The sequence below is a fragment of the Oricola sp. genome (assembly GCF_022763245.1).
GTDB lineage: Bacteria > Pseudomonadota > Alphaproteobacteria > Rhizobiales > Rhizobiaceae > Oricola.
Genome location: NZ_JALEGV010000012.1, coordinates 621,566 through 640,944 on the forward strand (window position 1 = coordinate 621,566; position 19,379 = coordinate 640,944).

General features: G+C 66.9%; 20 protein-coding genes. 8 read left to right on the forward strand and 12 right to left on the reverse strand.

Annotated features, from left to right (window positions below; genetic code table 11):
• Positions 1-143: 143 nt before the first annotated feature.
• From MRY80_RS07280 to MRY80_RS07305, 6 genes are all read left to right on the forward strand, one after another.
• On the forward strand, positions 144-746 hold the full coding sequence (locus tag MRY80_RS07280; RefSeq protein WP_293289476.1) for a sugar transferase: 603 nt from the start codon (positions 144-146) through the stop codon (positions 744-746).
• A gap of 117 nt (positions 747-863) precedes the next feature.
• Positions 864-1,745 carry a glucose-1-phosphate thymidylyltransferase RfbA gene (gene rfbA, locus MRY80_RS07285; RefSeq protein WP_293289478.1) on the forward strand — a complete coding sequence of 294 codons (882 nt, stop codon included), beginning with the start codon at positions 864-866 and terminating at the stop codon, positions 1,743-1,745.
• A complete protein-coding gene (gene rfbC / locus MRY80_RS07290; RefSeq protein ID WP_293289480.1) occupies positions 1,738-2,310 on the forward strand; it encodes a dTDP-4-dehydrorhamnose 3,5-epimerase in 573 nt (190 codons plus the stop codon). The genes rfbA and rfbC overlap by 8 nt, the downstream gene beginning before the upstream one ends.
• 4 nt (positions 2,311-2,314) lie before the next feature.
• Positions 2,315-3,382 carry a dTDP-glucose 4,6-dehydratase gene (gene rfbB, locus MRY80_RS07295; RefSeq protein ID WP_293289481.1) on the forward strand — a complete coding sequence of 356 codons (1,068 nt, stop codon included), beginning with the start codon at positions 2,315-2,317 and terminating at the stop codon, positions 3,380-3,382.
• 4 nt (positions 3,383-3,386) lie between these two features.
• Complete coding sequence (gene rfbD / locus MRY80_RS07300) at positions 3,387-4,256, forward strand: dTDP-4-dehydrorhamnose reductase (RefSeq protein WP_293289483.1); 870 nt, start codon at positions 3,387-3,389, stop codon at positions 4,254-4,256.
• Positions 4,253-5,200: a glycosyltransferase gene (locus tag MRY80_RS07305; RefSeq protein ID WP_293289485.1), complete on the forward strand. Its 948-nt coding sequence runs from the start codon at positions 4,253-4,255 to the stop codon at positions 5,198-5,200. The genes rfbD and MRY80_RS07305 overlap by 4 nt, the downstream gene beginning before the upstream one ends.
• 10 nt (positions 5,201-5,210) lie before the next feature.
• Here the strand turns inward: MRY80_RS07305 and MRY80_RS07310 are convergent, their stop codons facing one another.
• The 11 genes from MRY80_RS07310 to MRY80_RS07360 form a co-directional block, all read right to left on the reverse strand.
• Positions 5,211-6,623 (reverse strand): sensor domain-containing diguanylate cyclase, encoded by a 1,413-nt coding sequence (locus MRY80_RS07310; RefSeq protein WP_346433388.1) that lies wholly within the window; start codon positions 6,621-6,623, stop codon positions 5,211-5,213.
• A gap of 161 nt (positions 6,624-6,784) precedes the next feature.
• Complete coding sequence (locus tag MRY80_RS07315) at positions 6,785-7,570, reverse strand: HpcH/HpaI aldolase/citrate lyase family protein (protein WP_293289489.1); 786 nt, start codon at positions 7,568-7,570, stop codon at positions 6,785-6,787.
• Positions 7,567-8,349 (reverse strand): 2-oxo-hept-4-ene-1,7-dioate hydratase, encoded by a 783-nt coding sequence (gene hpaH / locus MRY80_RS07320; protein WP_293289491.1) that lies wholly within the window; start codon positions 8,347-8,349, stop codon positions 7,567-7,569. Before hpaH ends, MRY80_RS07315 begins: the two co-directional genes overlap by 4 nt.
• Positions 8,350-8,356: 7 nt before the next feature.
• Positions 8,357-9,811: a 2-hydroxymuconic semialdehyde dehydrogenase gene (locus MRY80_RS07325; protein WP_293289493.1), complete on the reverse strand. Its 1,455-nt coding sequence runs from the start codon at positions 9,809-9,811 to the stop codon at positions 8,357-8,359.
• Positions 9,808-10,500, reverse strand: a complete 693-nt coding sequence (locus tag MRY80_RS07330; RefSeq protein WP_293289495.1) for a class II aldolase/adducin family protein — start codon at positions 10,498-10,500, stop codon at positions 9,808-9,810. The genes MRY80_RS07325 and MRY80_RS07330 overlap by 4 nt, the downstream gene beginning before the upstream one ends.
• A complete protein-coding gene (locus tag MRY80_RS07335; protein WP_293289497.1) occupies positions 10,497-11,366 on the reverse strand; it encodes a VOC family protein in 870 nt (289 codons plus the stop codon). The genes MRY80_RS07330 and MRY80_RS07335 overlap by 4 nt, the downstream gene beginning before the upstream one ends.
• The gene (locus MRY80_RS07340) at positions 11,363-12,229 is read right to left on the reverse strand and encodes a VOC family protein (protein WP_293289498.1); all 867 of its coding nucleotides are present in this window, start codon (positions 12,227-12,229) and stop codon (positions 11,363-11,365) included. The genes MRY80_RS07335 and MRY80_RS07340 overlap by 4 nt, the downstream gene beginning before the upstream one ends.
• 65 nt (positions 12,230-12,294) lie before the next feature.
• A complete protein-coding gene (locus tag MRY80_RS07345) occupies positions 12,295-13,263 on the reverse strand; it encodes a TRAP transporter substrate-binding protein (RefSeq protein ID WP_293289500.1) in 969 nt (322 codons plus the stop codon).
• 134 nt (positions 13,264-13,397) lie between these two features.
• On the reverse strand, positions 13,398-14,330 hold the full coding sequence (locus MRY80_RS07350) for a 3-hydroxyacyl-CoA dehydrogenase NAD-binding domain-containing protein (protein ID WP_293289502.1): 933 nt from the start codon (positions 14,328-14,330) through the stop codon (positions 13,398-13,400).
• A complete protein-coding gene (locus tag MRY80_RS07355; RefSeq protein ID WP_293289504.1) occupies positions 14,327-15,601 on the reverse strand; it encodes a TRAP transporter large permease in 1,275 nt (424 codons plus the stop codon). The genes MRY80_RS07350 and MRY80_RS07355 overlap by 4 nt, the downstream gene beginning before the upstream one ends.
• Positions 15,598-16,164: a TRAP transporter small permease gene (locus tag MRY80_RS07360; RefSeq protein ID WP_293289506.1), complete on the reverse strand. Its 567-nt coding sequence runs from the start codon at positions 16,162-16,164 to the stop codon at positions 15,598-15,600. Before MRY80_RS07360 ends, MRY80_RS07355 begins: the two co-directional genes overlap by 4 nt.
• Positions 16,165-16,324: 160 nt before the next feature.
• On the opposite strand from MRY80_RS07360, the gene MRY80_RS07365 reads away from it, so the two are divergent.
• Positions 16,325-17,014, forward strand: a complete 690-nt coding sequence (locus MRY80_RS07365) for an FCD domain-containing protein (RefSeq protein WP_293289508.1) — start codon at positions 16,325-16,327, stop codon at positions 17,012-17,014.
• Between the two features lie 300 nt (positions 17,015-17,314).
• Positions 17,315-18,925, forward strand: coding sequence for a CHASE domain-containing protein (locus MRY80_RS07370; protein WP_293289510.1), 1,611 nt, complete (start codon positions 17,315-17,317; stop codon positions 18,923-18,925).
• A 19-nt stretch (positions 18,926-18,944) separates the two neighbouring features.
• Here MRY80_RS07370 and MRY80_RS07375 read toward each other — a convergent pair whose 3' ends face one another.
• On the reverse strand, positions 18,945-19,376 hold the full coding sequence (locus MRY80_RS07375; protein WP_293289512.1) for a hypothetical protein: 432 nt from the start codon (positions 19,374-19,376) through the stop codon (positions 18,945-18,947).
• Between the last annotated feature and the right edge of the window lie 3 nt (positions 19,377-19,379).

Sequence of the window (19,379 nt, forward strand, 5' to 3'; positions counted from 1 at the left end):
TCGGATCACATCGACTGGAAGGGCTGGCGGATGGCGCTCTCACCGGGCGAATAGCAGGCGGGGTCGCAGCCATCAACCGTCGTCAGCCGTCATGGACGGGTTTGACGAGAAGCCGGCAATCCTGTTTCTCGGTGGGCACGATGATGAGCGCCACCGACCCGCATGCCAGAACGACAGCCGACCGGCTCGCCAAGCGGGTCATGGACCTGGCTTTCGTTGCCACGGTGGCGGTCGCGTTCTGGTGGCTGCTGCTGGCCATCTGGCTCGCCGTGCGGCTGACCTCGCCCGGTCCGGCGCTGTTTGCCCAGACCCGTGTCGGGCAAGGCGAGAAGGTGTTCACCTGCTACAAGTTCCGCACCATGCAGGTGGGAACCCCGCAGGCCGGCACGCACGAGGTCTCGCCTGCGGCGATCACCCCGCTCGGGCGCCGGCTGCGCCGCTGGAAGATCGACGAACTGCCGCAGATCTGGAACGTCGCGCGCGGCGAGATGAGCCTTGTCGGCCCGCGCCCCTGCCTGCCCGGCCAGAGCGAATTGATCGCCTGGCGCAGACGCCTCGGCGTCTTTGCCTGCAGGCCGGGCATCACCGGCCTGGCGCAGGTGGCCGGCGTCGACATGAGCGAACCGGAGAAACTGGCCCGTATCGACGCGCGCTATTGCGCGTCGCGCAGCCTGGCTCTCGACCTGCGGCTGGCGGTTCAGACCCTGCCCGTCGGCAGGTTGACGGGGGGTTATCGCAAGATCTGACGGCGTCCGACCGCAGCTTTGCCGGTTGTTTTTCGCCTTCTTTGCCGATAGCTCCCTCGTGTCGGACATGCAGCGGGCGGGTCGTCCACCCGCTCCGGGAAGGATCGCGAGGGGGCCATGAAGGGGATCATACTGGCCGGGGGAACCGGGAGCCGGCTTTATCCGGTGACGATCGCGGTCTCCAAGCAGATGCTTCCGATCTACGACAAGCCGATGATCTACTACCCGCTGAGCGTGCTCATGCTGGCGGGCATTCGCGAGATTCTCGTCATTTCCACGCCGCGCGACCTGCCGCAGTTCCAGCACCTTCTGGGCGACGGCTCCGCGTTCGGCCTGAGTTTCTCCTATGCCGAACAGGCCCAGCCGAACGGTCTGGCGGAAGCCTTCATTATCGGCCGCGACTTCGTGGGCGACGACTCGGTCGCCCTGATCCTCGGCGACAACATCTATTACGGCGAGGGCCTGACGGACCTTTGCCAGACGGCCGTCGGCAAGCCGCATGGCGCGACCGTCTTCGCCTATTACGTCTCCGATCCCGAGCGCTACGGCGTCGTCGGCTTCGACGCCGAGACGGGTCTGGCGCGCTCGATCGAGGAAAAGCCGAAGGAGCCCAAATCCAACTGGGCGGTGACCGGGCTTTATTTCTACGACAACGACGTGCTCGACATCGCCGCCTCCGTGACCCCTTCGGCGCGCGGCGAGCTGGAGATCACCGACGTCAACCGGGCCTATATGGCGCGCGGCGACCTGCATGTGGCGAGGCTCGGCCGCGGATATGCCTGGCTCGACACCGGCACCCATGACAGTTTCCACGAGGCCTCGGCCTTCGTGCGCACCATCGAGCACCGCCAGGGCATCAAGATCGCCTGCCCGGAGGAGATCGGCCTGGAACAGGGCTGGCTGACGCCCGAAGCGGTGGAGGAACGCGCCGCCACGCTCGGCAAGACGGACTACGCCGAATATCTGCGCCGCCGCGCCAGAGAGATCATCCATGGCTGAGATCCGCGACCTCGGACTGGAGGGCGTCGTCGAGATCGTGCCGCGCAGGTTCGGCGACGAGCGCGGCTTCTTCTCCGAGGTCCACAATGCGCGCGCCCTGGCCGACGCCGGCATCGACATCGCGTTCTGCCAGGACAATCACTCGCTGTCGCGCGATCGCGGCGTGCTGCGCGGCCTGCATTTCCAGTTGCCGCCGCATGCCCAGGCCAAGCTGGTGCGGGTGACGCGCGGCGCGATCTTCGACGTCGCCGTCGACATCCGCAAGGGTTCGCCGACCTTCGGCCGCTGGGTGGGGCTGGAAGTGTCGGCGGACAAATGGAACCAGATCCTCGTGCCGAAAGGCTTCGCGCACGGCTTCGTCACGCTCGCGCGGGACACCGAGGTGCAGTACAAGGTGGACGCGTATTACGCGCCCGACTGCGACCGCTCGATCCGCTTCGACGACCCCGCGCTCGGCATCGACTGGCCGGTCGCGGCGAGCGACGTGATCCTGTCGGCGAAGGACGCGAACGCTCCGATGCTCGCCGATGTCGACACCGGCTTCGTCTACGCAAACGGAGGCTAGCCCCATGCGGATCATGGTCACCGGCGGCGCCGGCTTCATCGGATCGGCGGTCTGCCGGCATCTCGTGTCGAAGGGCGAGGATGTCGTCCTCAATCTCGACGCTTTGACCTATGCCGGCAACCTGCAGTCGCTCAAGCCGATCGAGAACCACCCGAACCACATCTTCCTGAAGGCCGACATCCGCGACGAGGAGACGGTGTTCGCGGCGATGCAGGCGCATGACATCGACGCCGTCATGCATCTCGCCGCAGAAAGCCATGTCGACCGCTCCATCGACGGCCCGGACATCTTCCTGGACACCAACGTGATCGGGACCGGCCGGATGCTGTCGGCGGCGCGGCGCCACTGGGACACGCTGTCGGCCGAGCGGCGCGAGGCGTTCCGCTTCCACCACGTCTCCACCGACGAGGTCTATGGCGACCTGCCCTTCGATCGCGGCATCTTCACCGAGGAGACGCCCTACCAGCCGTCTTCGCCCTATTCGGCCTCCAAGGCGGCGTCGGATCACCTCGTGCGCGCCTGGCACCACACCTACGGCCTGCCGGTGGTGCTGTCGAACTGCTCCAACAATTACGGCCCGTTCCACTTCCCCGAAAAGCTGATCCCGCTGGTGACGCTGAACGCGCTCGACGGCCGCGACCTGCCGGTCTACGGCAAGGGCGAGAACATCCGCGACTGGCTCTACGTGGAAGACCATGCCCGCGCGCTGGAAACGGTCGTGAAGTCCGGCGTTCCCGGCGAGACCTACAATATCGGCGGCCGCTCGGAACGCACCAATATCGACGTCGTGCGCGCCATCTGCGCGATCCTCGACACGGAACGCCCGCTCGGCGGCGACACAAGCTACGCCGAGCAGATCCGCTTCGTCACCGACCGCCCCGGCCATGACCGGCGCTACGCGATCGACCCGACCAAGATCGAGCGCGACCTCGGCTGGACGGCCGAGGAGACGTTCGAGACTGGCCTGGCGAAGACCATCCGCTGGTATCTCGACAATGACTGGTGGTGGGCCCCGATCCGCGAGACCGACGCCGGCGAGCGACGGGGCAAGGTCGAAAGCCATGCCGGATAGGCCTATGCGCATCGTCGTCACCGGCCGCGACGGCCAGGTCGCAAGGGCGCTCGCCGAACGCGTCGCGGCCACCACCGGCCACGACCTCGTCCACGCCGCCCGGCCGGAGTTCGACCTGGAAGCGCCGGACACGCTCGCCGAGGCGATCGCCGCGCTTGAGCCCGACCTCGTCGTCAACGCGGCGGCCTACACAGCCGTCGACAAGGCGGAGAGCGAGCCGGAGCGGGCGATGGCGGTCAACGCGACCGCCGCCGGCGAGATCGCGCGCGGGGCGAGGCTGGCGGGCGCGCCGATCGTGCAGCTCTCGACCGACTACGTCTTCGACGGCGCGCTTGACCGGCCGTATCGCGAGGACGACCCCGTCGCGCCGCTCGGCGCCTATGGCCGCAGCAAGCTCGCCGGCGAGATCGCCGTGCGCGAAGCCAATCCGCGCCATGTCATCCTGCGCACCGCCTGGGTCTATTCGCCCTTCGGCGCCAACTTCGTGAAGACCATGCTGCGCCTCGCCGAAACCAGGGACGAGATGGGCGTCGTTTCCGACCAGCACGGCAATCCGACCTCGGCTTTCGACATCGCCGACGCGATCCTCGCGGTCGCCGGCGGGCTGGGGTCCACGAACAGCGGCACCTACCATCTTGCCGGCACGGGCCCGGCGACCTGGCACGAATTCGCGCAGGCGATCTTCGAGATCGCCGGCCCGCACCTGCCGAAGACACCGCGCGTCAACGCCATCACGACAGCCGACTACCCGACACCCGCCCCGCGCCCGGCCAATTCGCGCCTCGACACCGGGCTCTTCGAACGGACCTTCGGATACCGCGCGCCGGAATGGCGGACATCGCTGCGCGAAACGGTCGAACGGCTGTTTCCATGACTGCCAGAGGGCCGGCAGACGCACCGCGTTTCCTGATCCTGCTCGCGGCCTTCAACGGCGAAAGCCATCTCGACGAGCAACTCGCGTCGCTTGCGGCGCTCGACGAAGAGCGCATCGACGTGCTTGCGTCGGATGACGGATCGACCGACCGCACCGCGGACATCCTGTCGACGGCGGCGACGGATTGGACGAAGGGCCGCTTCGACATCCAGGCCGGGCCCCGCGCCGGCGCCGCGGAAAATTTCCGGTCGCTGATCCGCAACGCCGAGACCGGCGCGGACTATGTCGCATTCTGCGACCAGGACGACCTCTGGGACCCGGACAAGCTCGGCCATGCGCTGCGCAACCTGAGCGATGTCCCGACCTCCATGCCGGCGCTCTATTGCGGCGCGACCCGCACCATGTCCGAGACCGGCCAGCAAACCGGAACGTCGCCGCTCATGCCGCGGCCGCCGTCCTTTCGAAACGCTCTCGTCCAGTCGATCGCCGGCGGCAACACGATGGTCATGAACCGCGCCGCGTTCCACCTGCTGCAAGAGGCAAGCGACAAGGCGCCCTTCGTCCTGCATGACTGGTGGAGCTACATCGTGATCTCCGGCGCCGGCGGCACGATCGCCTACGACCCGACGCCCCGCGTTTCCTATCGCCAGCACGGCGGCAATCTGATCGGCACGAACACGGGCTTTCAGGCACGCATGCGGCGGGTCAGGCAGCTTCTGCGGGGCGGATGGTCGGACTGGATCGACACCAATCTGTCGGCCTTGAGCGAAGCGCGCGAGCTGCTCACGGAAGAAAACCGGCGCGTGCTCGACGAGTTCGTCGCGCTACGCAGGGACCGCAACCCGCTGCGGCGAGTCCGCCGCCTTCAAGCGTTGCGGATCCACCGCCAGCAGGAAACGGGCAACATGTCGATGGCGGTCGCGGCGCTCATCGGCAAGTTGTGAGGCAAACCCGTCACGCGGCGTTGACGTTGCGGGCCGCTTCCTTGCGCTTTTCGGCGTAGTATTCCCGTTTCTGGACATACATCAGATAGTCGGCGCGTCCGACGACGGACTCCATGCTTTCGCCCGGCTCGCTGACGGCGACGCCCAGCGCGATCTCCAGCGGGGCGTCGGAATAGAACTGGTTGTTGATCTTCAACAGCTTGCGGATGTTCTCGACCAGCGCCGCTGCCTCCAGCCATCCGCTGCCCGGCATGAGGATGGCGAATTCGTCGCCGCCGATCCTGGCCGCACAATTCGGCTGGGGAACCGCTTCCTTCAGCACCTCGCCGAGCCTGCGCAACATGTTGTCGCCGGCTTCGTGGCCGAGGCTGTCATTGGTTTCCTTCAGGCCGTTCAGATCGATGACGATGGCCGACACCGGACGCAGCGGCTTCCTGTCGAGCCGGTTCATTTCGTCGGTGTAGAAGGCGCGGTTGTAAAGCTTCGTCAGCACGTCGTGCTTGCCCAGATATTCCAGATAGGCTTCCGCCTTCTTGCGCGCGGTGATGTCGGTCAGAGAAACCTGGACGAGGGACCAGTCTTCCTCGTGGCCGGGAAAGACCGAGAACTGCAGCAGGACATGGCGCTCGGTACCGTCCAGCGCATAGTTCAGCACTTCGCGGCTATGCGACAGGTTGCCGTCCCAAAGCTCGATCAGTTGCTCGCGGAAATGCTGTTCCATGTCGTCGCGAAAGATCTCCTGCTGGCGCTGCAGCAGGGTGTGCCGGTCGGGCGCGCGGAAGAGGTCGAGCGTCGCGTTGTTGACCCGGATCACGCGGATCTCGCTCATGCACTGGCGCACGAATTCGGGATGGACGTCGGTGAAGACGCGGAAATCGTTGATCCCCTGTTCGCGCACGCCCTCGAGCAGCCGCTTGATCGTGCTGAAATCCTCGACCCACAGCGATACGGGCGAATGCTCGAAGATACCGTCGGCGTAGCGGCGCTGTTCCTGCTCGCGGCGGCGCGCCTCTTCGCGCGCCGTGACGTCTTCCGTCGTCAGCAGCAGCCGGTCCATCTTCTCCTCATGGCCGGGCAGGATCGAGCCGCGCAACTGGATGTCGAGGCGCCGGCCGCTCAATGTGTAGTTGACGGCGTTGCTGGAAAACTCGCGCTTGCCATCCCAGAGCTGCGCCAGTTCCTCGATATGGGTGGTCAGCATGTCGTCGCGGAACACCGTGCCGAGATTGGCGATCAGTTCGTCCTGATCGGCCGCCTCGAACAGTTCCAGCGTCCGGCGGTTCACCTGCAAGACGCGGATCGCCGCCGAACAGGCGGCGGCCCGTGAGAGGTCTTCTGTCAGATAGGCGCGGATGTCCTCCACGCCTTCGGCGCGCCAGCGATCAAACAGCGCCTTTACGCCACTGAAATCCTCGATCCACATGGCGACTGGAGCAAGGTCGAAGACCTGTTGTTCATGAATAGCAGTGTTCACGACGCGCTCCCGTATTGGCTTGTCGCCGCAATTCTGACGCGAAAAAGTATCCAAGCGTTTAAGCCCCTGCGTCAGGTCACAAGCCCGATCACCCGCGCTCTACCGCGAAATTACGCTTCGTCTCCACCGTTTTCGGCCAAAGAGGCCAGAAGTGAGCGCGCCGCGCCGACCAAAAGCCCCGTATCGACGCCCCCCGCGACGAAGCGGTAGCCCCAGTTGCGGTAACGTGTCGCATCCTGCGCGCGGGTCGCGAGAATGCCAGGAACCTTGCCTGCAGCGGCAATGCGTCCGGCAGCCGCGCGAATCGCGTCCTGCACCTCTGGCGCGCCCGGATTGCCGAGATGCCCCATCGAGGCCGAAAGGTCGGACGGACCGATGAAGACGCCGTCGACGCCATCGACCGCGGCGATCTCTTCCAGACGCGCCAGCGCGTCCGCCGTCTCGATCTGCACGAGGACGCAGATCTGCTCGTTGGCCTTCTTGAGATAGTCCGTCGCCATGCCGTAGCGGCTGGCCCGCGTCGAGCCGGCGACGCCGCGAATGCCCTCCGGCGGATAGCGCGTCGCCCGGACCGCCGCGGCGGCCTCCTCGGGCGTCTCCACGAAGGGAACGAGAAGCGTCTGCACGCCGATGTCGAGCAGTTTCTTGATCAGCACCTTGTCGTTCCAGGCGGGCCGCGCGACCGCCGCCGCGCTGCCGGTCGCCGCCGCCTGCAGGATGGGCTGCAGCGACGCGACCTCGACCGGCGAATGTTCGGTGTCGAACAGCATCCAGTCGAAGCCGACCAGCGACAGCGCCTCGGCCGCGACCGGGCTGGCCAGCGAATTCCAGACGCCCCATTGGGTCTCGCCCGCTGCGAGCCGTGCCTTGAAGCGGTTGACCGGCGCCTCGATCATGTGAACTGCACCGCGACCGAGCCGAGCGGGCCGAAATCGGCATGTAGCGTGTCGCCTTTCGCCGCCCAGACCGGCCGGGTGAACGAGCCGGACAGCATCAGGTGGCCGGGCTCCAGCGTTGTGCCGAACGGGCCGAGCTTGTTGGCAAGCCAGGCGATCGCCATGGCCGGATGGCCGAGGACGCCGGCGGCGACGCCGGTCTCCTCGATCTCGGAATTGCGGTAGAAGAGCGCGCCGACCCAGCGCAGATCGACATCCTCCGGCCGCACGGGACGTCCGCCCAGCACGATGCCGGCGGCCGCGCCGTTGTCGGCGACTGTGTCGAAGATCTTGCGCGGCTCCGTCACGCGCGCGTCGATGATCTCGATCGACGGCACGACCCATTCGGTCGCCCGCAGCACGTCGACGAGGCCGACGCCGGGGCCCTTGAGCGGCTCCTTCAGGATGAAGGTCAGTTCCGGCTCGACGCGCGGCACGCAGAAGCTGTCGAACGGCACCTTGGCGCCGTCCTGCAGGACAAGGTCGTCGAAGAGGTAGCCATAGTCCGGCTCGTCGATCTTGGACGAGGCCTGCATGGCCTTCGAGGTGAGCCCGATCTTGTGGCCGACGATTCTGCGCCCCTGCCGCACGCGCTCCTGCGCGACGGCGGACGAGATCGCGTAGGAATCCTCGATCTCGATCTCGGGAAACATCTCCGACGGGCGCTTGCCCTGCACTTTCGTGCGATGGCTTTCAAGCAGGGAGGCGACCGCCTCCGCGCGCTGGTCTTCACTTAGCATTTGGTCCTCAAAGCTTGATGCAGACGTTTCTGAGTTCGGAGTAGAACTCCATCGAATGGACGCCGCCCTCGCGACCGATGCCGCTGGCCTTGGCGCCGCCGAACGGGGTTCGAAGATCGCGCAGGAACCAGCAATTGACCCAGGTGATGCCGACATCCACCGCCGCGGCGACGCGATGCCCGCGGGTCAGGTTCTCGGTCCAGATCGAGGTCGCGAGGCCGTAGGGCGAGGCATTGGCGAGTTCGATCGCCTCCTCTTCGGTGTCGAAGGGCGTGAGATGCGTGCACGGGCCGAAGATCTCCTCCGACACGATCGGCGAACTCTCGGGCAGCCCGGTCCACACCGTCGGCTCGACGAAGTAGCCATTCTCGTAGCCCTGCAGGTCCGGCACGCCGCCGCCGATCAGCACTTGCGCGCCCTCTTCGCGGGCCTTGTCGTAATAGGACAGCACCTTCGCGCGGTGTTCCTCGGAGATGACAGGGCCCATCGTCGTGGCGTTGTCGAAGGGATCGCCGAACTGATAGGCGCGCGCCTTCCTTGCGAGGCCGTCCGCGATCCGGTCGAAGATGCCACGCTGGACGTAGATCCGCTCCGTGCCGAGGCAGACCTGGCCGGTATTGGCGAAGCAGGCGCGGCCGATGCCCTCCATCGTCTTGTCGAAATCGGCGTCGTCGAAGATGATGCCGGGGTTCTTGCCGCCGAGTTCCAGCGAGACCGGGCGCACGCCGCGCGCCGCGGCCGCCATGATCGCCTCGCCGGTGCGGGTCTCGCCGGTAAAGGTGATGCCGTCGACGTCCGGATGGGAGGTCAGGAATTCGCCCGCGCAGCCCGGGCCGCGGCCGTGCACGACATTGTAGACGCCCGCCGGGATGCCGACCTCGTTCATCACCTCGCCGAGCAGCGTCGCGGTGGCCGGCGTTTCCTCCGACGGCTTGACGACGACGGTGTTGCCGCAGGCGAGCGCCGGCGCGACCTTCCAGGTCATCAGCAGCAGCGGCAGGTTCCACGGGCAGATGACCGCGATCACGCCGCGCGGCGTGCGCACCGCGTAATTGAGGGCGCCGGCGCCGTCCGGGGTCGACTGGGCGAAGCTCTCCGTGCCGAGCACCGACACCTGGTCGGCGAAGACGTTGAAATTGGCCGCGCCGCGCGGAATGTCGACATGGCTGGCGATCGAGCGGGGCTTGCCGGTGTCGCGGATCTCGGCGGCCAGGAAATCGTCGAACCGCGCATTGATGCCGTCGGCGAGCTTGCGCAGCAGTCCGATGCGCTCCGGAACCGACATCCGCCCCCAGGGGCCCTTCAGGGCGGCGCGCGCGGCGCCGACCGCCGCATCGACCTGGTCGCGGTCGGCCGAGCGGATCTCGCCGATCACCTCGCCGGTCGTCGGAAAATGATTGGCGAACCCCTCGCCCCGGCCCGAAACATACTGGCCGTCGATGAAATTCATGAACTCGGTCAACGTGTGCCGTCCTTGTGTTCGTTGGGCTTCTCCGGGTCCCCTGCCGTCAGATGGTCCCACATGCGTTCAATGATCAGCCCGGCCCTGGTGGCGCGGGCCTCTGCGTCCGCGGCGGTCAGCGCAGGTGCGTCTGCGAGCCCCGCCGAGCGCGCCGCCAGCTCGACCCGGCACATGTCCTCCAGGTACCAGGCGAGCACCGTCGCCTCCCGGAGGCTCGCACCCGCGGTCACCGCCCCGTTGCCGCGCATCAGCAGGCCGGCGCCGGGTCCCATTGCCGCGATCGCGCCGTCTGCGCGGGCGTCGTCGCGGACGAGTTGCGGATCGCTCCAGTAGCCCACCTCCGGCGCGAAATAGGCGCCGAAGCCGTGCCGCATGGCGGGCACCACGCCGAGCGCGCAAAGCGCCATGGCGTTGGGGCCCATGAAGCGCGTCACCCCGCCGGCATCCGGCCGCGACGCGTAGATGCGCTGATGCAGCCGGACCTCGCCGAGGACGCCGTCCGGAAGAGGCCCCTCGACGGGCACCTCCACGCAGGCCGCACCCGGCTCGGTCAGTCCCATCGGCACCGGCGGGCAGACGAGGAAGCGGTCCGCGTCGATGCGGGCCGAGCAATGGCCGTAGGCGTGCACCAGACCGGCGCGCGCCAGCGCCCGTGCGGCCAGCCGGACCGTGACGGCGAGATCGCTCATCCGTCCTTTCCGTTGTCGAAGGCCGCGATCCGCGGCGCCGCACCCCATTTGCAGAAGCCCTTCGGCGCGAAATGGAACTGGCGGTCGCGCCATGCCGGTTCGTCGTGGATCTCGCAGACGCCGGTCGAATATTCGAACGTCATGCCGTCCGGCCCGGTGAAATAGAGGAACTCGGCCGTCGACGTCGGATGCCGCCCAGGGCCGAAGGTGATGTTGACCTGGTTGTCGCGCACGAAGTTGAAGCTGCGCTGTATGTCGTCCGTGCCGCCGACCTGGTGGTTGATGTGCTGGATGCCCGCCTTGTGGAACGGGAACAGCGCGATCGAGTGATGGATCGTGCCGAGGCGCATCAGCGGCGCGTCGCCGATCCGGTCGCTGACCCGCGCGCTGCAGACCTTGGTCCAGAACGCCTCGTCGCGCGCCGGATCGGTGGTGCAGAGCCCGACATGGGAGAAGCCGGTGATGCCCGCGTCGCGCGTGCCGTGATAGTTCTGGCCCGTCGTTTCCGGACGCACGACGAATTCGATCGCGTTGCCGGTCGGGTCCTTGAAGGCGATGAATTCGCGCACGTAGCGCGCCTCGCATTCCTCGCGGGTGCCGTAATGCACGGCGTGGCCGAGCGCTTCCAGCGTGGAGGCCGCGGTCTGCAGGTCTTCGCCGCGCCCCAGTTCGAACGCCGTGACCTGGTCTTCCGGGTCCGCGTCGAAATAGCAGAGCGTGTGCGCCCGCTCGTCGGATTTGAAGTAGGTCGCGCCCTTGCGCCGCTCCGAGACTTCGAGGCCCAGAATGTTGGTCGCGAACCACTCCGCTCCGGCGAGGTCGCGCGTGCCGAGGCGGCAATAGACGACGTCTCTCAGTTCGATCATCGCATCTCTCCTCCGAGAAATTCCGGCTGTTCGGTCATCGAGCCCCAGATGCCGTGGCTGCGCGCGGTGTCGGCGAACTGGCGCGGACCGCGCGCCTCGATCTGCGGCCCCTTCTCCATCTCGGTGATGTAGCTCATCAGGAGTCCGCGCGGGCCGCGTGTGGTGACGTAGATGCCGCCCGAGGCCGCCTGCCGGTCGGGGCCGGCCAGCACCGGAAGCTGGCTCTTCTGCATGAAGTACCAGTTGCGCATCAGGCTGTCCTTCTCGTCCACCTCCCAGCAGGCACCGAGAATGCCGTCGCGCTCCGACGGGTAGAGGACGACCCGGTGATGCGCCTCGTCGAGCGCGAGATAGGCCGCGTCGCCCGCCCAGTCGGACACGCGAAGGCCGAGGCCGCGCGTCCAGAACGCCTCGTTGGCGGCGATGTCCGTGCAGGCGAGCTGCACCGAATTGAAATCGACGATCCCGGCGTCGCGCGGTCCGTGATACCGCCAGCCGGACTGCAGCGGACGCCACAGCACCTCGACCGTGACGCCGTTCGGCGCGGCAACGGCGAGAACGGCTTTCGACTGGCGTGCGGTCGCCTCGTCGGATGTCAGAAAGGAGGGCGCGTAGCCGGCGGCTTCAAGCTGCGCCTTGACCGCCTCCAGATCGTCCTCGCGCGCCACGGTCAGCGCGACCGCCTCGCCCTCGCCGCCGGTCGAAAAGCAGACGGAATAGTTGCGTGCGTCGGACCGGAACATGGCGTTGTGATCGTCGCGGTCGCCCGCCTGCAGACCGAAGACGTCGCTGGCAAATCGCGCCGCGGCGTCGAGATCGTCTACGGATACCCTCAGGTATCGAAGGTCGCGGTATCGGGTCACTGGATCCTCCCTGCTGCCGTTTCGCACGGGCGGCCATCCGCCCGTGCCCTTGTCTTTCGCCAAACTCACATGCCGGCGGCTTCGGCCTCAAGCTCCTTGAGCATCGGCGCTTCCTCGCGCCAGCGGGCGTACCAGGCGTCCACGGCCGGGCCGAACCAGGCGCGATCGACGTCCTTCACCGGCACGTCCGTCGTTTCCAGCTTGGCGCGATAGTCGGCGTCGATGTCGGCATAGCCGGCGACGAGGCCGTCGAGCTTTTCGGAGAACACCTCTTCCACGATCGCGCGGTCCGCCTCGGGCATCGCCGCCCATTTGCGGCCCGACGCGATGGACGCCATCGGGAACATCATGTGGTCGGAGATGATGATCGACTTGGCGTGCTCGTAATATTTGGAGTTCCAGGTGCCCTCGACGTCGATCTGCATGCCGTCGACCTGGCCGTTGGCGAAGGCGTCGTAAAGCGCGGGAAGCGGCATCGGCGTCGGCGCCGCGCCCAGTTCCTCCCAGAAGGCCAGTTCCGGCGCGAACGGGATCGTGCGGATCTTCTCGCCCTTGAGGTCCTCCACCGTCTCGACCTCGTGCGAGGTCACGATCATGCGCATGCCGGCCATGCCCCAGCCGAGCCCGGCGAGGCCGAAATCGGCCATGCCGTCGAGAAGCTTCTGCGCCGTCTCGCCCTTCAGGAGCTTGCGGGCACCGGCGACGTCGTCAACGATGAACGGCGCGAGGAAGATGCCGTAGTTGGGGTCGCGGTTTGCGAACTCGCCCAGCGTGAAGAAGGCGAAATCCATCGCACCGGTCTGCAATTGCTGCAGCATCTGGGCCTCGTTGCCGAGCTGGCCGGACGGGAACACGAGGATATCGACGCGACCGTCGGTGCGCTCGCGGATTTCATCGGCGACGACGCTTGCGGTCACGGTCCACTGGTGCGGCGGCGGCGTGATGAGCCCCATCCGGTATTCGTCGGCAGCCGCGCCATTGGCGGCAATCGCGACGATGGAAGCCGCCAGTGCGGCGCCTGCAAATCGTTTCATGGTCTTCCTCCCTGGATTGACACACCGGCCTGCGGATCCAATTCGCTCCGGACGGCTGGCATGAAATATCGATTTTCAATCATAATCAAGAAAAATATCGATATTTTTGCGTGAAGTTAAATTTTATCGGTTTTTCAATCCTTTGCCGCACCCCCTGCATCGAGGCTGGCCAGCATCGACAGGATGACGGGAAGGGTCTGGTCCCGGTCGGCGGCCTGTTCCGGCAGCGGCGCGAGCGGCGCCGTCTCGTAGGCGCGCACCAGCGCGGCGCAGGTCTCGGCATCGAGCCGGGGCGTGCCGAGATCGTCCCAGAGCGCCTCGAACTGCGGCCCGAGCGCGTCGAGAAACCCGCCCATGCCCCGATCGCCTCCGGCAAGCGCGAAGACGCTGTTCGGCCCGACCCGGCACCAGCGCGGCGCCAGCGCTTCCGTCACGGCGCGCTCGGTGTCGGCCAGGCTGGCGGCCCCGGTGGCGACCAGATGCACCGCCTCGCGCCAAAGCGCCGCCTGCAGCCGGTTGACGAGATGGCCCGCCACCGGCCTGCGCAATTCCAGCACCGTCTTGCCCATGGCCTCGTAGAAGGCCCGGGCGCGGGCAAGCGCCTCGTCGGACGTGGCGGCCCCGCCGGCGATCTCGACGACCGGCATCAGATAGGGCGGGTTGCAGGGATGGCCGATCAGGACGTCCGCGCTGAAGTCGAGGCCGTGGCCGATTGCGTCGGCGGTGAAGCTCGACGAGGAGGAAGCCACCGGCGTTCCCGCAGGCAGGCAGGGAGCGAGCCCGGCCAGCACCTCGCGTTTCAGGGCGAGGCTTTCCGGCAGGGCTTCCTGCACGAAGCCGGGTTTGCCGATGTCGTCGGTTCGCGTGACGTGGCGTGGCAGCATCGCGTCGGGTGACAGCGTGCCGAGCCGGTCCATGACGTCATGCGCCGCAAGCCATGTCGCCTCGACGCGCGCCGCCGCGGCGGGGTCAGGATCGAGCACGACGGTCTCGTGGCCAGCGCCGGCAAACGCGCCGGCCCAGCCAGCGCCGATCAACCCGCCGCCGATGACGAGCACCGTGCTCATTGCAGCGCCGCGCCAAGGCCGAGGCTGAGCGCCGGGAAGAAGACCAGCGCGACGATCACGATCGCCACCGCAAGGAAGAACGGCATGATCAGCCGCGCCAGCCGCTCGGCGCGCACCCCGCCCATCAGGGCTGCGGTGAACAGCCCTGTGCCGACCGGCGGGGTCAGCAGTCCTGCGGTGAGATTGAGGCAGACGATGACGCCGAACTGGAACGGGTCGATGTCGTAGACGCCCGTCGCCACCGGCAGGAAGACCGGCACCACAAGGATGATCGCCGGGATCGGATCGGTGACCATGCCGAGGAACAGCAGCATCACATTGATGAGCAGCAGGAAGACGATCGGCGAGGACGTCAGCGACTGCACCCAGCTGGCGACGATCGCCGGGATGTTCTCGAAGGTGATGACCCAGGAAAACAGCCCCGCCGCCGCGATCAGGAACAGGACGATCGCCGAGGAGGTCGCGGCCCGCATGAAGGCCGGCCAGATGTCGGACAGCGCCAGTTCGCGATAGACGAAAAGGCCGATCAGCACCGCCATCACGGAGGCGATGGCCGCGGCCTCCGTCGGCGTGGCGAAGCCCCCGAGGATCGAACCGATGATGACGATCGGGATCAGCGAGGCGGGCAGCGCGTCGCGCACCGCCGCCGCGCGTCCCATCAGCGAGATGCGTTCGCTCGTCGGAAAGCCGTGGCGGCGGCCGAGCCAGGCGATCACGGCTAGGAAGACCGCGAACAGGATGACGCCCGGAACGATGCCCGCGACGAAGAGGTCGCCGATCGGCAATTGGGCGATCACGCCGAAGATGATGAACAGCATCGAGGGCGGGATGATCGGGGCGAGCATGCCGCCGGCCGCCGTGATCGCGACGCTGACGTCGCGCGGATAGCCGGTGCGCTCCATCTCCGGTACCGCGATGCGCGACATGATGGTGATCTGCGCCACCGTCGAGCCGAGGATCGAGGCCATCATCATGTTGGCAACGAGATTCACATAGGCGAGCCCGCCACGCACCGGCCCGAGCAGCGCCATGGCGAGCGCCATCAGCCGCCGTCCGATCCCGCCGGCATTCATGAACTCGCCGAGCAGGATGAAGAGCGGCAGCGCGAGCAGGCCGTAATTCTCAAGCCCCCCGAAGAATTGCTGAGGAAAGCTCTGGAAAAGGATCGTGTTGCCGCTGGCCCAGATCATCACGATGGCGAGCGCGACGAGCGCGAAGGCGATCGGCACGCCGACCACCAAGAGGACGAGAAAGGCGACGCCGACCATCATTCGGTCTCCGGCATGGCGCCGAAACGGGCGAGCACATGCACGATTCCGGACACGCAGAAGACGGGCATCACCAGCCAGAACCAGAGCTTGCGCACGCCGAGCGTCGTCGTCGGCTCCTGGTAGAGGAAGTTGAAGCTCTCGCGCGCATAGGCACGCAGGCTTTCGGCCGTCAGCACGCCGATCGGGTCGAACCAGTTCCACAGCATCCAGGCGAAACAGGCGAACAGAGCCAGGAGCGTCGTATCGACGACATAGGTCAGGATCTTGCGGTTGCGGTGGCTCATCGCGTCGGCGATCAGGCTGACGGCGATGTGCTGGCGGCGCGCGATGCCGTGCGACGCCCCGGAAAACGCGCCGAGCACCATCAGGTAGACCGCCAGTTCGTCGGTCCAGATCAGCGGCCGTCCGAGCCCGCGGGAAACCACGTTGGCCAGCAGCAGCAGAAGGATCACCATCACGATCGCGCCGGTGAAGCGCGCCTCGAACCAGGCGATGGCCCCGCTCAGCTTCTGAAGCGTCTCGCGTGTCGCCATCCATGCGCCCGTCTGCGACCCTGCGGCCATTGCGCGCTTCCTCCCTGCGGTTCGCTCCCGTCGAATTGGCGCGAAATGAATATCGATATTTTTGAGTTGTCAAACGGAAAATCGATATTCTTGCAATTTGCCGCGATTGGCATATTCTGCGTAACAGGCTAATTACCGAAGCACGGAGGAGTGTCCGGTCTTGAACGTCGTCGATTCCAAGCTGCCGGAGAAAACCATCGCGGAGCGCGCTTACCGCACGATCCGCGATGACATCGTGTCGGGCATCCTCAAGCCGGGCGAGAAGCTCAAGATCGACACGCTGCGCCAGCATTACGGCTTCGGCGCCGCGCCGCTGCGCGAGGCGCTGTCGCGGCTCTCGGGCGACCACCTCGTCCAGGTGATGGGCCAGCGCGGCTTCGTGGTCGCGCCGATTTCGCCCCGCGACGCAGCCGAGATCGGCGACCTGCGCAAGCTGCTGGAGGTCGAGGCGCTCGCCCGCTCGATCCCGCGCGGCGACCTCGCCTGGGAGGAACGCCTGATCACCAGCTATCACCGCCTGTCGCGCCTCGAGACCGGCGAAAACCAGGGCATCGACGAATTGGACCTCTGGGAAAAGCACAATTCGGCGTTTCACGACGCGACGGTGGCGGCCTGCGATTCCATGTGGCTGCTCCGGCTGCGCGAGCAACTGTTCCGCCAGCACGAACGCTACCGGCGCTTCAGCCGGATCAAGTCGGTACGCACGCGCCACATCCACGAGGAGCACGAGGCGCTCTTCGAGGCGGCGATGGCGCGCGACGTCGACAAGGCGGTCGGCATCATCTCGACCCATATCCAACGCACGACCGAAGCCGTCGTCGCGGCGCTGGACGAGCGCGGCGGCGCGTAAAGCGCGCGGTGGATGCGAACGCGGCGGGCGGAAAGGCCCAGCCCGCCAACCGCGGCAACACCCTTGTGTACCAACGCGTCGCCGGCCGGCCGATCGGCCCCGCCCCGCTGCCTCCGCCGCCCCGAATTCGCGAAGCCCTCCCGGCAGCGTTGCAGCGCCCAAACGCCTTCAACCACGGGGTCGGACGATCCTGCGCGGACCGGGATGAAGTTGTCCACCGGTGACATACACCCCTCGAATCCATGCTTTGCCAAACGGTGAAAGCCAGAGTATCAAGGAGGCGCCTACCGGAATGAACAGATGAAGCGTCTTCTTCCCACGGCCGTGTTTTTGATCGTCGCATTGCTCGGCGCCGGGATTACATGGGTCGTTTATCAAGCCATCCACGACACTGCCAAAGCCGAGTTCAAGTCGCTGGCCGGCGAAGCCGTCAACCGCGTCACGTCGCGCATCGATCAGCATCTCTCACTGCTGACCGCGACGCATTCGCTGTTCACGGCCGGCGGCGGACAGATCGGCGCGGGGCCTTTCAGGACGTTCATCACCGAGCTCGACATCGAGGGCCAGTATGACGGCATCCAGGGCATCGGCTTCGCGCAGATGATCCGCACCGGCGAGGAGGCCCTCGCCGAAGCCCGGTTGCGGCGCGAATATGATCTCGAACGCGCCGTCTGGCCGGAAACCGACCAGCCTTACCGCACGCCGATCGTCCTCCTGGAACCGCACGATTCGCGCAACGACAAGGCGCTCGGCTTCGACATGTTCAGCGAGGAGAAGCGCCGCCGCGCGATGCAGGTCGCCATGCGCAGCCAGGACACGACCGCTTCTCCGCCGGTCGCGCTGGTGCAGGAAATCACCGCCGTCAAGCAGATGGGCTTCCTCGTCTACAGGCCGTTCTACGCCGACGAGTCCCGGACGTCGGGCACGCCGGACGGCTTCGTCTACGCGCCGTTCCGGGCCGGAGACCTGCACGCCGCCGCGCTGGAGGAACCGCCGGTTCTGCCGGTCGTGCTCAAGACATATGACGTCACCGACGACGAGCCGGTGCTGCTCTACGAATCGCCGGGCTTCGACCAATTGCAGGCCCCCGACGCCATGACCGACACGATCGAGGCCGACATTGCGGGCCGCATCTGGCGCTTCGAGGTCGCCTCGACCGGCAGCGCCGCCGCCTATGCCGAGTTCCTGCCGGTCTATGCGCTCTGCGCCGTCCTGATCGTGCTGGCCGGCTCGCTGGCCGCCGGCGCCCGCTGGCAGCACCGGGCCGTGGAAGCGGCCGTCGCGCTGCACGAGGCGAGCCGCCAGAGCCTGAGCGAAAAGGAGCTTCTCGTCCAGGAGATGCGGCATCGCATCAAGAACTCGATCTCGCGGATGATGGCGATCGCGCGCCAGACGGCGGCGACGTCGGAGACGCTGGAGGATTTCACCAAGTCCTTCTCCTCGCGCATGAACGCGATGGCGAAGGCGCAGGACCTGCTGGCGCGTTCCCATTGGGGCCGCGCCGACCTCGGCGACCTCTTGAAGACGGAACTCGGCCAGGTCTTCGGCGACCATCTGGACGAATCCCAGGTCGACGGCCCGCCGATCGATCTCAACGAACGCGCCACCCAGGCGCTCGGCCTGGTGTTTCACGAACTGGCGACGAACGCGCTCAAATATGGCGGCGTGGCCGACGACACGACGGAATTGACCGTGCGCTGGCGATTCGAGGGCAAGCGCGACAAGCGCAAGCTGAAGCTGGTCTGGGCGGAAAAGGGCAACGTCGTCGAGAAGCAGCCAGAAAGCAAGGGCTTCGGCACGCGCCTCGTGGATGCCAGCGTGCGCGGCGAGCTGAACGGCGAGATCGACCGCAGCTTCGACGCGAACGGCATGACCGTCACCTTCACCATTCCGGCGAAATCGATCGGCTGACGCGAAAAGGGCGACCGCCTCAGCGGTCGCCGCGCGGCGGTTTCATGAAGGCCGCGGTGGCCGCGAAGGCGAGGATGGCGGCGACCGGCAGCAGCGCCGGTGTCGCGCTTCGGCCGGCAAGCGCGCCCATCTGCGTGGCTTCGGCCATCGCCGCCGAGCGCAAGGCGGAAGCGCGCAACGCCATGCGCGCATGGCGGCGGCGCAGGATCGCGTTGACCATCAGGGCCACCAAGCCGAGAAGGGCGAGGAAGACGGCTGCGACCGCCAGCCCCTCGATCACGCCGAGCCGCTCCACGAGCGCGATGATCGCCGCGGCGGCGCCAAGCGCGAAGGCGGCGACAAACGCCAATCCGGCAAGACCGTAGCAGATCGTCGCCGACGCGGCGCGCGCCTTGAGGCGCGCGGCGTCGGCCTGCAGCGTGCCGGCCAGGATCTTGAAACCCGACAGCATCGC

Excerpts from the sequence above, each read along its gene's own strand:
- MRY80_RS07280 (WP_293289476.1), top strand. The coding sequence starts at position 144 with ATGAGCGCCACCGACCCGCATGCCAGAACGACAGCCGACCGGCTCGCC.
- rfbA (WP_293289478.1), top strand. The coding sequence starts at position 864 with ATGAAGGGGATCATACTGGCCGGGGGAACCGGGAGCCGGCTTTATCCG.
- rfbC (WP_293289480.1), top strand. The coding sequence starts at position 1,738 with ATGGCTGAGATCCGCGACCTCGGACTGGAGGGCGTCGTCGAGATCGTG.
- rfbB (WP_293289481.1), top strand. The coding sequence starts at position 2,315 with ATGCGGATCATGGTCACCGGCGGCGCCGGCTTCATCGGATCGGCGGTC.
- rfbD (WP_293289483.1), top strand. The coding sequence starts at position 3,387 with ATGCGCATCGTCGTCACCGGCCGCGACGGCCAGGTCGCAAGGGCGCTC.
- MRY80_RS07305 (WP_293289485.1), top strand. The coding sequence starts at position 4,253 with ATGACTGCCAGAGGGCCGGCAGACGCACCGCGTTTCCTGATCCTGCTC.
- MRY80_RS07310 (WP_346433388.1), bottom strand. The coding sequence starts at position 6,623 with ATGTGGATCGAGGATTTCAGTGGCGTAAAGGCGCTGTTTGATCGCTGG.
- MRY80_RS07315 (WP_293289489.1), bottom strand. The coding sequence starts at position 7,570 with ATGATCGAGGCGCCGGTCAACCGCTTCAAGGCACGGCTCGCAGCGGGC.
- hpaH (WP_293289491.1), bottom strand. The coding sequence starts at position 8,349 with ATGCTAAGTGAAGACCAGCGCGCGGAGGCGGTCGCCTCCCTGCTTGAA.
- MRY80_RS07330 (WP_293289495.1), bottom strand. The coding sequence starts at position 10,500 with ATGAGCGATCTCGCCGTCACGGTCCGGCTGGCCGCACGGGCGCTGGCG.
- MRY80_RS07335 (WP_293289497.1), bottom strand. The coding sequence starts at position 11,366 with ATGATCGAACTGAGAGACGTCGTCTATTGCCGCCTCGGCACGCGCGAC.
- MRY80_RS07345 (WP_293289500.1), bottom strand. The coding sequence starts at position 13,263 with ATGAAACGATTTGCAGGCGCCGCACTGGCGGCTTCCATCGTCGCGATT.
- MRY80_RS07350 (WP_293289502.1), bottom strand. The coding sequence starts at position 14,330 with ATGAGCACGGTGCTCGTCATCGGCGGCGGGTTGATCGGCGCTGGCTGG.
- MRY80_RS07355 (WP_293289504.1), bottom strand. The coding sequence starts at position 15,601 with ATGATGGTCGGCGTCGCCTTTCTCGTCCTCTTGGTGGTCGGCGTGCCG.
- MRY80_RS07360 (WP_293289506.1), bottom strand. The coding sequence starts at position 16,164 with ATGGCCGCAGGGTCGCAGACGGGCGCATGGATGGCGACACGCGAGACG.
- MRY80_RS07370 (WP_293289510.1), top strand. The coding sequence starts at position 17,315 with ATGAAGCGTCTTCTTCCCACGGCCGTGTTTTTGATCGTCGCATTGCTC.
- MRY80_RS07375 (WP_293289512.1), bottom strand. The coding sequence starts at position 19,376 with ATGCTGTCGGGTTTCAAGATCCTGGCCGGCACGCTGCAGGCCGACGCC.